We start from the raw sequence: 13,883 nt of genomic DNA on the forward strand, positions 1-13,883 counted from the left end.
TCTTTCATAGTCATACTAAACGTATATTACTATGTTTGGAAGGGAATTAAAAATGATTGAACCTCTTCATGATCTATTATTGAACTGGAAGGTTCATCCTTCCTGCATAGAGACTGTGGACAGTCATCCGAATGTTTATAAGGTAAAGAATCTTGGGAAGACATATTATTTGAAAAAAAGATTCAATTCTTCTGTGAAGATGCTAGAAGAAGAGTATCTCTTAACGACCTATTTACAGGAAAGCGGACTTACCGTTGAAAGGCCATTGCTAACGGTCTCACACCAGTCTTATGTACAACAGCATCAAGATTTCTACTCCCTGTATCCAGCCCTCGAAGGAAAGCCAGTACAAGTCTATTCCTTAGCTTCTCTTAAAAAGGCGGGAACGTATCTCTTTCAACTCCATGGCAGACTAAAGCAATATGTCTGTAAATACGAGGTAGAAGAATGGAAAGTTGACACACATTTGAGAGAGTGGATAGCCGGGCAAGATCCGACATCGATTGAAATATGGGGGAAAGGGTTTATAGGCAGGCTAAATGAGTGGTCTTTCTCCTATAGCAAATTGCCTCATCAACTCGTACATGGTGACTGCCACCCGCGGAATATCCTCATAAATGAGGAAAGGGTGACCGGGGTCATCGATTTTGAAAGGATACGAAAAGCCCCCCGTATAGCAGATATGGGTTACTTTATCGCAGGGATCCTCAAAGACCTGGTACAGCAAGATAAGAAAGAGCATTTCGAATGTATCCATACCTTTTTGGCGGGGTATCACTTCGATGCTGCCTTAACGCAAGATGAGAAGAGACTGCTGCCATTCTTAGTCATTATCTTCCTTGTCCAATATACGTTTTTTTACAATCAAAAAGGGTATTCACATCTTGTATCTACCTATATACCGTTCATTAACGGACTTGTAGATAACGGTGATTACGAACGAGCCTTTCAAATTTAATTAACTTTAATAGGAAATGCTTGAATATCCATCTACTCTGTGGCAAAGTAGGGTAGAAGATAACGTTTAATTTCATAGTAAAAGTGTAGGGGAACCGGTATGGCCGGTTGAGATTGTATCCTGTAGATACTGACCCTTTGAACCTGAACTGGCTGATACCAGCGTAGGAAACATTCTCTTAAACAATACATGATCATGTTTAACGATGCGTCCCGGGCTGAAGGCTTGGGGCGCTTTTTGTTATAGTGTCCCAAAGCTTTTTAGGTTCCATCTGCCTTTTGTTTTACATTCATTCACCTTATTAAGTGAAGAATAACGAATAAACGTTACAACTACATATGAGGATTTGAGGAGGAATCAAGATGAAAAAATGGATGGTCATCATCTGTGCTGTCTTTCTTTTAACTGCCTGCAGCGGTGGAGGAAATACGGCAGATGAACAAAAGGATGATCTTAAAAAGGTATCGGTCGTACTGGACTGGACACCGAATACCAATCACACTGGATTATACGTTGCGAAAGAAAAAGGATACTTCGAAGAGAAGGGGCTGGATGTGGATATCATCTTACCAGGTGAGGCTGGGGCAGATCAACTCGTTGCCTCGGGTAAAACTGAGTTCGGGGTTGGATACCAGGAAAGTGTCACACAAGCCAGGGTACAGGATGTTCCCCTCGTATCAATCGCTGCGGTTATACAGCATAATACCTCGGGGTTTGCATCACCTAAGAGCAAGGATATTACGACACCAAAGGATTTTGAAGGTAAAAGTTATGGCGGTTGGGGTTCCCCTGTTGAAAAAGCTGTCATGACATCGATTATGAAACAAGAAAACGCAGATGTAGAGAAAGTGGATTTTGTAAACATGGGAGATACAGATTTCTTTACTGCCGTGAAACGGGATGTTGACTTTGCATGGATCTACTATGGATGGACAGGTATTGAAGCAGAGCTTCGCGGTGAGGAATTGAACATGATGTACGTAAAGGACTACTCTGAAAAACTGGATTATTACACTCCTGTCCTGACAACAAATGAAAAAATGATTGAATCAGATCCCGATACGGTTAAAGCCTTCTTGGCAGCTGCTTCAAAAGGGTATCAGTTTGCAATCGACAAACCGAAGGATGCAGGTGAAATTCTTTTAGAGGCAGCTCCGGATCTTGATGAAGAATTAGTCATGAAGAGCCAGGAATGGCTGGCTCCTAAATACAAGGATGATGCTGACAGATGGGGAGAGCAGAAGCTTGAGGTATGGGAAAACTATGCTTCATGGATGTATGAGAACAATTTATTAGATAAGGAACTGGACAGTAAAAAAGCTTTTACAAACGAATTTTTACCAAATTAAGAGGTGAACAAAATGGGGAACGCACTCGTAAGCATACAAATTATTTCGAAGACGAAAAATGGTGAAGACGTTATACCATACGTGGATGAAGCCATCGCGATCATTGATAAATCTGGTGTCCGTTATGAAGTCCATCCATTAGAAACGACAATGGAAGGAAATCTATCTGACTTATTTAAGGTGATTGAACAAATGAATGAACGAATGATTGAAATGGGCAGCTCAAACGTCATTTCTCAAATCAAGGTATTATATCAGCCGGCCGGGATTGAAATGGATCAATTAACGGAGAAGTATAAAGGATGAAAGCATGGATATCGAAAGGATGGAGACCCTTCTTGGTCATCATCCTTTTATTCATCATTTGGGAATCCACCATTAGAGTATTTGAGGTGCCGGCATGGCTAATGCCTTCACCTTCAGAAATATGGGCGGAAGGAGTCGCCTCATGGTCCACGTTTACAACACATCTTGCTTCGACAACACTCCTTACGATCGGAGGGTTTGTGATTGGATGTACGATTGGCATCGGGACTGCAGTGGGTCTGCATCTCCTCCCTAAAGTAAGAGAAGCGATATATCCACTTATGATTTTGTCTCAAAATATTCCGATCATCGTCCTGGCTCCTTTACTTGTTATCTGGTTTGGATTTGGACTATTGCCGAAAATCATTGTGATAACGTTGATCTGCTTTTTTCCGGTCGCGGTCTCGGCGCTGGATGGGTTCAGACAGACGAACCCCGAGTATATTCTTTACATGAAAATGTCAGGAGCATCAAAGGGGCAAATCTTTCGAAAAGTTGAATGGCCGCATGCACTACCGTCCATCTTCTCAGGACTGAAAATTTCAGCTACCTATAGTGTGATGGGGGCAGTCATCTCGGAATGGTTAGGTGCTCAGAAAGGAATCGGGGTCTACATGACACTTGCCTCTTCTTCCTTCAGGACAGACAGGGTATTTGTTGCCATCTTTATGATTATGCTGCTCAGCCTGGCTTTCTTTGGCATCATCTTGTTATTAGAAAAAATCATGATTAAGTGGAATCGGAAGGAGGACAAATAGCATGACAACCTTATCCATTCAAAATATGTCCAAATACTTTGACGGAGAACTGATCCTGGATAACCTTTCCATACATGTGGAAGAAGGTGAGTTTGTCTCGATCCTTGGTCCTTCTGGAAGCGGGAAGAGCACGCTGTTTCATGTCATCGGCGGATTATTCACACCCGATTCAGGAGATATTCAATTAGATGGAAGGTCGATTAATGGTCAGAGAGGAACCATCAGTTATATGCCTCAAAGTCCGTCCCTCCTTCCATGGAGAACGGTGATTGAGAATGTGATGCTGGGTCAGGAGCTGCACGGAAAAAGGGATAGAGAAAAAGCAATGAGTATGATTGAACGGGCGGGTTTGAAGGGATATGAGCATGCTTATCCCGGTGATCTTTCTGGAGGGATGAAGCAGAGAGTTGCCTTTATTCGTGCCCTGGTCAGTCCTCAATCCTTTTTATGTTTGGATGAGCCGTTTTCTGCCCTGGATGAATTCACACGATTAGACATGCAGAAGTGGCTCCTTTCCATTTGGGAGGAAGATTTGAGTTCCGTTCTATTTGTCACTCATAATATTGACGAAGCCCTATTCCTTTCAGATCGGATTATTGTTTTATCGACTCGGCCTGCCCGTGTACAGAAAGAGTTCAAAGTACCATTTCCCCGACCCCGGGACAAAGAGATTCTCTTAACAGAGGAGTTTCTGAAATGGAAAACGAGCATTTTTGAGGAGCTTTCTCAATATGTGTAAACCTTCCTTGATCGATGCTCACATACACTTGGATTTATACGATTGGTATGAACGTGATAAGATTCTGCAGGAACTTGAACTGTATGCTGTTGAAGCGCTCATAACTGTATCTTCCAACCTTCAGTCTTCCAGGACAAATATAGATCTCTCAAGAAGAGATGCTAGGGTCAAACCAGCTGCAGGGTTCCATCCGGAGCAGGAACTGCCCTCTGAAGGAGAAGTTGAGGAACTACTATCATTCATTGAGCTGCATCAACAGGAAATAGTGGCGATTGGAGAAGTAGGATTGCCTTATTACAAAATGAAAGAAGATCCTGATGTTGAAGTTGAGCGGTATATCGATCTGTTGGAACGGTTCATGATTGAATCAAAGAGGATGAACAAACCGATTATCCTTCATGCGGTGTATGAACACGCACCCATCGTTTGTGCCCTGTTAGAAAAGCACTCCATAGGGAAAGCTCATTTTCATTGGTTTAAAGGAGATGATGAGACCGTTGATAGAATGATTGAAAATGGCTATTCAATCTCCATTACACCTGATGTCCTTTATGAAATTGAGATACAGAAGCTTGTAAGAAAGTATCCTGTTGAAGGAATAATGGTGGAAACGGATGGTCCTTGGCGGTTTGAAGGAGAATTTCAAGGGAGGATGACCCATCCTGGAATGATGCATCGAACCATTGAAAAAATAGCAGAGATAAAAGGCATTCCAGAAGCAGATGTATATAAACAACTATTCAAAAATACGAATGATTTATATGGTATTTAAAAGAGTGACTTCTCTTGCATAGTAGGTGCAGGAGAAGTTTTTTTTATAAACATCTTTTACCATCATATTTATCGGGAAGATAACAAAAAATGATAGTAATGACGTTTAGGAAAAAGGTGAAAAGAATGGAACTGAATGATCAATATATGCCCTATCAAGCAGGGGATGTCGTATATGTGATTTATCGAAACCCCCACACACAAAGTGTAGCCAACGTGCAGGAAGCAGCCATAGTACATGATCCGGAAAATCCGAATGAACTGGCATTATTTCTATATGAAACCTATTATCCGTTAACACATGAAATTGCGGTTTATTCTTCAGAAGCAGAAGCGGAGCAAGCCTATACTCAATCATTTGGAGACATGTAGGAGGGATGAAGCATGGTTAAACCGTTCGTGCCACAATTGGTCTACTTTGAACCGAATGCCTTGGAATATCCCCTCGGTAAAGAGCTCAAAGAAAAGTTTGAAAAAATGGAGGTGGAAATCCGGTACACAACTTCGCATAACCAGGTTCGTAATCTGCCTGGGGATAACCACTTTCAGAAATATCGCATTGCTAAATCCACATTAGTAGTTGGAGTAAGAAAAACGTTGAAATTTGATACATCCAAGCCGTCTGCTGAATATGCCATCCCTTTTGCAACAGGGTGCATGGGACACTGTCACTACTGCTATCTGCAAACAACGATGGGAAGTAAGCCGTATATCCGGACCTATGTCAATGTGGATGAAATCTTTGAGTCGGCGGACAAGTATATCGCGGAAAGAGCTCCTGAATTCACTCGCTTTGAAGCTGCTTGTACGTCCGATATCGTAGGGATTGATCATCTCACTCATACACTGAAACGAGCCATCGAACATTTTGGTGAATCCGAGTATGGCAAGCTTCGTTTTGTAACGAAATTCCATCACGTCGACCATCTGCTTGATGCAAAGCATAACGGGAAAACAAGGTTCCGGTTCAGCATCAACGCAGATTATGTGATCAAGAATTTCGAGCCTGGTACATCTCCCCTGGATAAGCGACTTGAGGCAGCAGGAAAGGTAGCGAGAGCAGGGTATCCATTAGGATTCATTGTGGCACCTATCTATATCCATGAAGGATGGCAGGAAGGGTATAAGCAAATGTTTGAACATTTGGAAGCTCACCTGCCGGAAGAAGCGAAAAAGGATCTGACCTTTGAATTTATTCAACATCGTTTCACAAAACCGGCTAAAAGGGTCATAGAGAAAAATTATCCGATGACTAAACTTGAACTAAACGAAGAAGAACGTCGATATAAGTGGGGGAAATACGGGATAGGCAAGTATATTTATCAGAAGGATGAGGAGCAGGAAATGAAAGATCATCTGTATGCGTATATGGAGAAGCATTTTCCGAAAGCGAAGCTGGAGTATTTCACATAAAAAAAAGGGACTGATTACAATAGAATTTCAGTTGTAATCAGTCCTCTTAATGTAGTTGTGGAAGGATGTTTTCTAAATCTTTCACTCGCATGGCAATTTCATCACAAATTTCTTGATAGTGTACCCATTCTTCAATAGGTGTCTTGGAACGCTTCCTTGGATTAGGCAAATTCCAATAGATGACCTTATCTTCTAATTCAGATGGAATCTCAATCTTATCATCAAATTCTGTATCCTGAATCGCAACAATAACCGAAGCATCACCAAGTTCATTCATCTCGATGCGCGAAAGCGGGAAGGTACTAATGTCGATACATAACTCTTTCATTGCTAAAACGCTGAATTCAGCACGACTCTCGGCAACCCAACCTGCACTTTTGAACGACCAATCCGACACATCGAGCTTCTCGGCCCACCCTTCAGCTATCAAGCTGCGCTGTTGACTACTTGAAAGAAAATAGACTGTTTTATTCATTTTAGGTATTTTCCTTTCTATTTTCATGCTGTTATTACTATTTACCCAACCACGTAGTATTTAATCATTAAATGTAAAAAAGAAAAGATTGGAATTCAATTCATAGTAAGATTGAATCATGTTTCTCCCTGTTATTGTGGGTGTAGTGGGATGAAATATAGTAAATATGTTTTAAATCTCCCATAAACTTCTTCAATTATTAAAAAAATCAGTATAATAGGGGAGGGAGAATGAAGAAGCTAGAGGGATGAAATCTGAATGGGAAGGCAGCTTGGCACGAATTGCAGACTGTTTTTTTGAAGGAAGAAGAGAGAATGGTTTTGCAAGCTTTAATTTAGGGTAAACATCTTTTAATTATTTTGTATTTTTTATGGGGAGGGACATCTATGAAGTTTAATTTAACAACGAAGATTATCATCGCCTTGATCTTGGGGGCGATTGTGGGATTACTGCTCAATATTTTTGCTAAAGATATATTTGATATATTAGATCCTTATCTATTTACTCCGTTAGGGAAGATTTTCCTTAACCTCATCAGCATGCTTGTCGTGCCAATTGTGTTTCTATCCATCGTCCTTGGATCTGCAGGTCTGGGTGACCCTAAGAAACTGGGGAGAATAGGATTGAAGACCATTGTATTCTTCTTGGTGACTACCTGTATAGCCATCGTGATTGGTCTATCTCTGGCTTATGTCATTGATCCCGGCCTGGTAGAGGGAATCGACAAAACACAATCAGAAGGTTTTGAAACCAAAGAAGCTCCTCCTGTGGGAGAGACTCTCATGAACATTATTCCAAAAAATCCACTCACGGCGATGACAGAGGGAAATATGCTGCAAATCATTGCATTTGCCATCTTTATTGGATTTGGATTAACAGCTTTAGGGGATAAAACAAAAGGAATATTGAAGCTTGTTGAACAAGGTAATGATCTTATGATGTACCTTGTGACACTCGTTATGAAATTCGCTCCATACGGCACATTCGGATTAATCGCTTCAGCAATAGGGAGCCAGGGTTTCAGTGCTTTGAAGGCGATGTGGCTGTATTTTGTCGTCGTTCTTGCAGCATTGATCATTCACGCCATCGTTACCTATGGTGGAACGATTCTCCTCCTGGCAAAGAAGAATCCGCTATGGTTCTTCAAGAATTTCAGTCCTGCGATGAGTGTAGGATTCAGTACATCAAGCAGTAACGCGACGCTTCCCATCTCAATGGATGTTGCACAGCAGCGTTTAGGCGTATCGAAATCAGTAAGCTCTTTCGTCCAACCATTAGGAGCCACCATCAACATGGATGGTACTGCCATCATGCAGGGGGTTGCGACCGTCTTTATCGCTCAGGTGTATGGTGTCGATTTATCATTGGAACAACTGATTACGGTTGTACTAACGGCTGTTTTAGCCAGCATCGGTACAGCAGGGGTTCCTGGTGTAGGATTAATCCTTCTTGCCATGGTATTAAGCAGTGTAAACCTGCCTGTAGAAGGAATTGGATTAATTCTGGGGATTGACCGCCTGCTTGATATGGCAAGGACGTCGATCAATATTTCAGGAGATGCAGCGTGTGCGCTGTTTGTATCAGAATCTGAGAAGAAACGTACAATTAAGGAACAAAGAGGAGAGGCGTGATCTCCTCATAAATTAAATCGAGTCTATGGCCTGTAAAGGCGATAGACTCGATTTTTTATATCTATTTTATTTCGTGGTAGCGATCTAATGCCCGATCCCTGGCGGCTTTATGGTCCACGATTGGATAGGGGTAATCTTCCCCCAGGATGACCCCGGCCCCTTCCAGAATCTCCACGGAAGCTTCTGAAGGTTTGTGGATATGTTTACTGGGAACATCTTTTAATTCAGGAACCCACATCCGGATATAAGTGCCTTCTTTATCGAATTTTTCACTTTGGAGGGTTGGATTGAAAATGCGGAAGTAGGGGGCTGAATCAAAGCCGGAGCCTGCAACCCACTGCCACCCCATTGAATTATTGGCGAGGTCTGCATCGATGAGTGTATTCGAAAACCACCTTGCGCCTTCTTGCCAAGGAATCAGTAAATGCTTGGTCAGGAACGATGCGACGATCATTCTGACACGGTTGTGCATGAACCCCGTTGCCCATAATTCTCTCATTCCTGCATCAACGATTGGATAGCCTGTCTCTCCTCTTGTCCATCTATTCCAATACTCCTTTTCCTTCTTCCATCGGAATTTCTTGAACTTCTCATTTACTGGCCGTGTGGTGGACTCAGGAAACTGAAGGAGGACGGAGTAGGAGAATTCTCTCCAAATCAATTGTTTAATGAACGGCTCCACTTGTGTACCTCCCATTTCAAGGAGTGAATGATACAAGCTTCTCACAGAAATGACACCAAGAGCTAAGTATGGGGATAAAGTGGAATGATGTCCTTCTGCAGGCATGTCTCTTCTTTCTGCATAGTCCTCGATGCTTTTTTGAACGAATGAATGATACCTTTTAATAGCAGCTTCTTCGCCGGGGTCCCAAATGCTTTCCATGATGTGAAACCAGGGTATAGAGGGTTTTAGACTTAAATCGATAAGTGATAGACCCTCGGCACCGAGCCTAGGGACCTCTAGTTTCTTAACAGGTAAGAGGGGTTTCGGGATTTCTTCCTTCCTTAATGATTTATAAAATGCCGAGTACACTTTATAAGGGGTGCCGTCCTCCTTTTTGACCTTCCAAGGCGGGAGGAGAAGTGTACCTTCAAATGTTTGAACATCTATTCCTTGTGAGGACAAAGAACGGGCTAATGTGAGATCCCGTTCATACACCTTTGGATCATATACCCGATTCCAGTAAACTGCTTGTGCATCGGTTTTCTTAACCCACTGAGGGAGAACATTTTCTACTTTTCCTCTATCCATCCATAGTCTTCCGTTAATCGTTTGAAGAGATGTTTGAAAGGCTTCTAAATTTTGATGCAGCCACCACTTCTTGGCTTCTCCGGTTGAAGCAGGAGAAGTTTCCTCATCCAAGATATAGAGAGGAATCACTTTTCCTTCTTGAGAAGCTTTGTAGAGAGCTGGGTGATCGTGAAGGCGAAGGTCTTGCCTAATAAGGACAATGATGCTTTTTGTCATGATTTTCCCTCCGTTGATTCGAATGCGTCTATTCTTAATCTAAAGTATAGTAAAATGGACAGAGTGATACAAAAATCAATGGGTTCAATCAAATATGTTTTAATAATTTTGAGATTAGTGTAATATTACACTAAAACGGAAATAAGGTGTGAATCGATGACAAAAGAAGAAATCGTTTTAATCATTTCAGATAAATTAAGGCTAATACGCACAGAAGCAGGGTATACACAGGACAAGATGGCGAACATCATCGGATTATCCAAAAAAACCCTTGTCCAAATAGAAAAAGGCAGAGTCATGGCCAGCTGGACCGCGGTCATTGCCGTCTGTGCATTGTTTAAAGATAGTGAAACCTTAACCACGAGTCTTGGGGGGGAACCTCTTGAAATCATAGAGACAATTGCTCGGGAAGGGATTGATTACCGGAAGGAAAAGACGTTAGGCGGGAAGGTCTGGTGGAAGGATTTGAAGAAGGATGATGAATACATACTTCAACAGAACCTTTTCAGTAAGCACTATCGAATATTAGATTTTGATGACTACCGAATTTATAGCAGCTTTGATGAAGAAAATGCCCATAAACGTTTTGATGAGTTAACAGGTGAGTAAAGAAAGGGAGGGACGGACCTTGCAAGGTCCGTCCCTCCCTTTCTGATATTTAATTTTATTTTACAACCAATACACTGGATTCACAGTTTTGAGTGACTTTTTCACTGACGCTTCCGAGTACCCATTTTTTCATACCGGACTTACCGCTGCTTCCGACCACTACCAGGTCTGCCTGGATTTCTTTGGCATATTCACATATGCGTTTTGCTTCTGAACCGGATAGGTGAATATAGTTTGCTTCAATCCCGTAAGGAGAAAGTTTTTCCTTTGCATTTTTTAAAAAGTGATGTGTAGAGGAAGGGGTCTTGATTTCATGACGTTCTTCCTCCGTCGAATGAGTTTTGTTGTCCGGTGAAACCGATAAATTCCCCATATAATTATTATCAAACCCTGGTGATGTATCTGCCAGTGCATGGGTGGGAGTATAGTTATCATGGGTTTGATTGGCTATCTTTTCATCTGATATATGGAGTACGGTTAATTTTGTATCTATAGAACCTTTTATTAATTTCTGCACTTCATCCAATGCTTTCTTGCTTCCATCTGTTTCATCGTAGGCTAACAAAATATGTCTATACATTAAAATCACCTCAATATTGGGATATCTACTATTTACCCCAATATATGAATTATAATCTTTTTTAGGAAAATCCCTCATAAATCGAGACAATCACACGAAATATTATGGTAAATTATTTCTACTAAGGAGAGAAAAGGATATGGATAAAATGCATCCAATCATCAGAAAGTGTATTGAACACTTAACGAAAATCAATACTGATGAGAAAACACGGCAAATCGTGTATATGTATTTGAAATCTCTTCAAACTTTAAATGAAGAAGAATCCCATGGAAACTACGATCCAACCATTCGAAAATGTATTCAGCATTTAAAGGTATTAAACGCTGATGATCAAACCTGTCAGGTTGTATTTACCTATATGAAAGCTATTCAGGAAAACGGTGAATGGAATGCAGAATATATAGGTGCAGATTCAACATTGGCTTAATAACAAAAAGAAAGAGCAGAACGGAGGAAGATCCGTTCTGCTCTTTCTTTTTGATTAAAATTCATATAATAGCAGGAATAATGTTCAGTTTGAATGGTTCTGATTACAGCATGCTGATAATCCAACCAATGACAACAATTGCTCCAACGACCATTAAGATTGTACGTATCATTAAAATCACCTCGACTTATCGTATCAATGAAATATGCTTTGTATTTCTAACCGGTTAATGTAAAGTTACCCTGTTAACGAATAGTTAAAACCTTCTCCACATTATTATTTAGCCAGGCTACTCCTTCAGGCGTTATTTCTGTTCCAATTCTCCCTCTCTGGATACATACATAGCCTAAATCCTGGAGTTCGTTTAGTCTTGTCCTAATTTGTTGAACGGATAGAGGAGTGGAGCTTCGTTGCAGGCAAGAATAAATCTTTTGTCTGCTGGCTCGTTTTCCTTCTTCGAAAAATTCAACTAAAGCGGAAAGGATATTTACATACTCTCCTGATTTTGACATGGTGATGGCCGGAGGAGATAGGTTATCCTTAGTATGCACTTTACCTTTAAAATTATTATCATTTTTCGGTAATTGATGTACCGTTAGACGATTTTGTTCTGCAACGGTGATCATGTAAAGCAGCGTATTTTTAAGTTCGCGTATATTCCCACTCCATGGTGCTTTCTTCAATGCATCTAATACAGCCACGTCGATTGTAGAGATTTTGCTTTGTTCCATTCGGAGGAAATTCTCAATGAGGAGGGGGATATCTTCGCTGCGATCCTGCAGACTTGGCAGCTGCAAAGATAGAACTTTCAGACGGTGATAGAGATCTTCACGAAACGTTCCTTCAATTATTAAGGCTTGGAGATCCCTGTTCGTTGCAGCAATGATCCTGACATCAACAGGGATGTTTTTGTTTCCTCCGATCCGTCTGATTTCCATTTCCTGAAGAACCCTCAGGAGTCTGGCTTGAAGCTTTAGGCTAATATCACCGATCTCATCAAGAAACAAGGTCCCGCCATCAGCTTGTTCAAACAATCCTTTTTTACCTCCTTTTTTTGCGCCTGTGAATGCTCCGTCCTCATAGCCGAATAATTCACTTTCTAATAGATCCTCGGGCAGGGCGCTGCAGTTAACGGCAAGATACGGACTGTTTTTTCGGGAAGAATCATTGTGCATAGCGCTTGAAAACAACTCTTTCCCTGTGCCTGTTTCCCCATAGATTAGAACCGGGAGCTCACTTTGTGCGAGTTTTTTGGCAATCATTTTTGTTTCATTAATGATTGCGCTGTTACCCAGTATGCTATCAAATGTATATTTCGCAATATACCCTCTTCGCTGAAGCTCCCGTTTACGGACCTTTTCCATCTCAATGGTCTCTTCCATATCTTTAAACGTTGCAACGATGACTCCTTCTGCCTTCAAACGGAAACGATAGACCATTACATTCTGCTGACGGAGAGTGAAATATTGTTGATCTTCATCCTGTTGCGATGTCAAAAAGTGATTGAGCTCGATATTCTTGAACACCCTGTTTAGTTTTTTTCCTTTCGCATGGGCAGCTGTAATCCCGACCATTCGTTCAAGCACTTCATTGAATACGGTAATTTCTCCGTCTTCCTGAAAGGCGAGGATACCATCATTTACACCATCCACTACTTTATTTAAAAATTTATTTAACGTTTTTGCCCGTCGATTGATGGCGCCCAGTTTTTGACTGAGCTCGATGATCTTTCTCGTATAGCGGTCGGTAATATCAAAGGTTAACTGCTCTGACAACTGAAAGTGGTAGATGATTTTCATAATGGTATTCAAATCGATCAGTCTTACACCGATATCGATTTTGCTGGGAATGGAAGGTGGTATGCTTGCCGTTTCCCCTGGTGAGATGGCAATATCAATTTGTCTAGGGTAGTCTCCGGTTGGGGAGTATGGAATGTAATCGACGTGATCTATTCCTAATCGTTTCAATGTAGAGACAGCTTCTTGAGCCGTCTCGATAAAGTCATTCACATATAAAATCTTTTTTCCCGGAGGTAACTCGAAAATACGATCTATGTATTCATAATTGACGGTGCGGCGAGCTTTAATGATGGTGCATGAATCGAAATCGATATATTCTTTCACTTCTGGTGCGATGAGCGCAGAAGAATAAACAATCAATTTATTGGTGAAATACGTAGGAATTCCTTCATCACAAGCATAACTCGTAATATTGATCAGTTCTCCAAAAACGGATTGTAATTGTTGCTTAAGAGCTCTTTCTGTTTCCTTTGTTCCAGCTAATAGAATTAATTCATGTTTCATACGTCTCCCCCTTATGGTTTAATTGGTTGATAAGTGTTTTATTGGTTAAGTATATTTTAACCGATAATAACCATTAGTGCACCCAAAGTTTGT

At 41.2% G+C, this 13,883-nt stretch carries 15 protein-coding genes and 1 riboswitch; of the genes, 11 read left to right on the forward strand and 4 right to left on the reverse strand.

Translation table 11 applies throughout. The features are described 5' to 3' along the window. The first annotated feature begins 52 nt into the window (after nt 1-52). The 8 genes from Q1B03_RS07320 to splB all read left to right on the forward strand — a co-directional run bounded on the left by Q1B03_RS07320 (nt 53) and on the right by splB (nt 6,294). A complete protein-coding gene (locus tag Q1B03_RS07320) occupies nt 53-958 on the forward strand; it encodes a phosphotransferase enzyme family protein (protein WP_299739873.1) in 906 nt (301 codons plus the stop codon). Nucleotides 959-1,035: 77 nt separating this feature from the next. Next, a riboswitch (TPP riboswitch) is annotated at nt 1,036-1,145 on the forward strand. Between the two features lie 175 nt (nt 1,146-1,320). Further along, complete coding sequence (locus Q1B03_RS07325) at nt 1,321-2,307, forward strand: ABC transporter substrate-binding protein (RefSeq protein WP_299739875.1); 987 nt, start codon at nt 1,321-1,323, stop codon at nt 2,305-2,307. Nucleotides 2,308-2,319: 12 nt separating this feature from the next. Continuing rightward, nucleotides 2,320-2,613: a thiamine-binding protein gene (locus tag Q1B03_RS07330; RefSeq protein ID WP_299739877.1), complete on the forward strand. Its 294-nt coding sequence runs from the start codon at nt 2,320-2,322 to the stop codon at nt 2,611-2,613. Then, on the forward strand, nt 2,610-3,371 hold the full coding sequence (locus Q1B03_RS07335; RefSeq protein ID WP_299739879.1) for an ABC transporter permease: 762 nt from the start codon (nt 2,610-2,612) through the stop codon (nt 3,369-3,371). Before Q1B03_RS07330 ends, Q1B03_RS07335 begins: the two co-directional genes overlap by 4 nt. A 1-nt stretch (nt 3,372) precedes the next feature. Further along, on the forward strand, nt 3,373-4,110 hold the full coding sequence (locus tag Q1B03_RS07340) for an ABC transporter ATP-binding protein (protein WP_299739881.1): 738 nt from the start codon (nt 3,373-3,375) through the stop codon (nt 4,108-4,110). Beyond that, nucleotides 4,103-4,882 carry a TatD family hydrolase gene (locus tag Q1B03_RS07345; RefSeq protein ID WP_299739883.1) on the forward strand — a complete coding sequence of 260 codons (780 nt, stop codon included), beginning with the start codon at nt 4,103-4,105 and terminating at the stop codon, nt 4,880-4,882. The genes Q1B03_RS07340 and Q1B03_RS07345 overlap by 8 nt, the downstream gene beginning before the upstream one ends. Before the next feature lie 125 nt (nt 4,883-5,007). Then, nucleotides 5,008-5,253 (forward strand): transcriptional regulator SplA domain-containing protein, encoded by a 246-nt coding sequence (locus Q1B03_RS07350; RefSeq protein ID WP_299739885.1) that lies wholly within the window; start codon nt 5,008-5,010, stop codon nt 5,251-5,253. Between the two features lie 12 nt (nt 5,254-5,265). Continuing rightward, entirely contained in the window at nt 5,266-6,294 is a 1,029-nt protein-coding gene (gene splB / locus Q1B03_RS07355; RefSeq protein WP_299739887.1) for a spore photoproduct lyase, read from the forward strand. A gap of 46 nt (nt 6,295-6,340) precedes the next feature. Here the strand turns inward: splB and Q1B03_RS07360 are convergent, their stop codons facing one another. After that, nucleotides 6,341-6,769: a phosphatase gene (locus Q1B03_RS07360; RefSeq protein ID WP_299739888.1), complete on the reverse strand. Its 429-nt coding sequence runs from the start codon at nt 6,767-6,769 to the stop codon at nt 6,341-6,343. A gap of 386 nt (nt 6,770-7,155) precedes the next feature. On the opposite strand from Q1B03_RS07360, the gene Q1B03_RS07365 reads away from it, so the two are divergent. Then, on the forward strand, nt 7,156-8,400 hold the full coding sequence (locus Q1B03_RS07365) for a dicarboxylate/amino acid:cation symporter (protein WP_299739890.1): 1,245 nt from the start codon (nt 7,156-7,158) through the stop codon (nt 8,398-8,400). A 61-nt stretch (nt 8,401-8,461) separates the two neighbouring features. Here the strand turns inward: Q1B03_RS07365 and Q1B03_RS07370 are convergent, their stop codons facing one another. After that, nucleotides 8,462-9,868, reverse strand: a complete 1,407-nt coding sequence (locus Q1B03_RS07370) for a deoxyribodipyrimidine photo-lyase (protein WP_299739892.1) — start codon at nt 9,866-9,868, stop codon at nt 8,462-8,464. 156 nt (nt 9,869-10,024) lie between these two features. Here Q1B03_RS07370 and Q1B03_RS07375 point away from each other — a divergent pair, with 156 nt between their 5' ends. Beyond that, nucleotides 10,025-10,477 carry a helix-turn-helix transcriptional regulator gene (locus Q1B03_RS07375; protein ID WP_299739893.1) on the forward strand — a complete coding sequence of 151 codons (453 nt, stop codon included), beginning with the start codon at nt 10,025-10,027 and terminating at the stop codon, nt 10,475-10,477. A gap of 55 nt (nt 10,478-10,532) precedes the next feature. Here Q1B03_RS07375 and Q1B03_RS07380 read toward each other — a convergent pair whose 3' ends face one another. Beyond that, complete coding sequence (locus tag Q1B03_RS07380; protein WP_299739895.1) at nt 10,533-11,057, reverse strand: universal stress protein; 525 nt, start codon at nt 11,055-11,057, stop codon at nt 10,533-10,535. Between the two features lie 139 nt (nt 11,058-11,196). Here Q1B03_RS07380 and Q1B03_RS07385 point away from each other — a divergent pair, with 139 nt between their 5' ends. Beyond that, a complete protein-coding gene (locus Q1B03_RS07385) occupies nt 11,197-11,487 on the forward strand; it encodes a hypothetical protein (protein ID WP_299739897.1) in 291 nt (96 codons plus the stop codon). 245 nt (nt 11,488-11,732) lie between these two features. Here the strand turns inward: Q1B03_RS07385 and Q1B03_RS07390 are convergent, their stop codons facing one another. Continuing rightward, complete coding sequence (locus tag Q1B03_RS07390; protein WP_299739899.1) at nt 11,733-13,790, reverse strand: sigma-54-dependent Fis family transcriptional regulator; 2,058 nt, start codon at nt 13,788-13,790, stop codon at nt 11,733-11,735. Between the last annotated feature and the right edge of the window lie 93 nt (nt 13,791-13,883).

The organism is uncultured Rossellomorea sp. (assembly GCF_947488365.1).
Taxonomy (GTDB): Bacteria; Bacillota; Bacilli; order Bacillales; family Bacillaceae_B; genus Rossellomorea.

Excerpts from the sequence above, each read along its gene's own strand:
- splB (WP_299739887.1), top strand. The coding sequence starts at position 5,266 with ATGGTTAAACCGTTCGTGCCACAATTGGTCTACTTTGAACCGAATGCC.
- Q1B03_RS07365 (WP_299739890.1), top strand. The coding sequence starts at position 7,156 with ATGAAGTTTAATTTAACAACGAAGATTATCATCGCCTTGATCTTGGGG.
- Q1B03_RS07380 (WP_299739895.1), bottom strand. The coding sequence starts at position 11,057 with ATGTATAGACATATTTTGTTAGCCTACGATGAAACAGATGGAAGCAAG.
- Q1B03_RS07375 (WP_299739893.1), top strand. The coding sequence starts at position 10,025 with ATGACAAAAGAAGAAATCGTTTTAATCATTTCAGATAAATTAAGGCTA.
- Q1B03_RS07320 (WP_299739873.1), top strand. The coding sequence starts at position 53 with ATGATTGAACCTCTTCATGATCTATTATTGAACTGGAAGGTTCATCCT.
- Q1B03_RS07350 (WP_299739885.1), top strand. The coding sequence starts at position 5,008 with ATGGAACTGAATGATCAATATATGCCCTATCAAGCAGGGGATGTCGTA.
- Q1B03_RS07325 (WP_299739875.1), top strand. The coding sequence starts at position 1,321 with ATGAAAAAATGGATGGTCATCATCTGTGCTGTCTTTCTTTTAACTGCC.
- Q1B03_RS07335 (WP_299739879.1), top strand. The coding sequence starts at position 2,610 with ATGAAAGCATGGATATCGAAAGGATGGAGACCCTTCTTGGTCATCATC.
- Q1B03_RS07370 (WP_299739892.1), bottom strand. The coding sequence starts at position 9,868 with ATGACAAAAAGCATCATTGTCCTTATTAGGCAAGACCTTCGCCTTCAC.
- Q1B03_RS07385 (WP_299739897.1), top strand. The coding sequence starts at position 11,197 with ATGGATAAAATGCATCCAATCATCAGAAAGTGTATTGAACACTTAACG.
- Q1B03_RS07340 (WP_299739881.1), top strand. The coding sequence starts at position 3,373 with ATGACAACCTTATCCATTCAAAATATGTCCAAATACTTTGACGGAGAA.
- Q1B03_RS07345 (WP_299739883.1), top strand. The coding sequence starts at position 4,103 with ATGTGTAAACCTTCCTTGATCGATGCTCACATACACTTGGATTTATAC.
- Q1B03_RS07390 (WP_299739899.1), bottom strand. The coding sequence starts at position 13,790 with ATGAAACATGAATTAATTCTATTAGCTGGAACAAAGGAAACAGAAAGA.
- Q1B03_RS07330 (WP_299739877.1), top strand. The coding sequence starts at position 2,320 with ATGGGGAACGCACTCGTAAGCATACAAATTATTTCGAAGACGAAAAAT.
- Q1B03_RS07360 (WP_299739888.1), bottom strand. The coding sequence starts at position 6,769 with ATGAATAAAACAGTCTATTTTCTTTCAAGTAGTCAACAGCGCAGCTTG.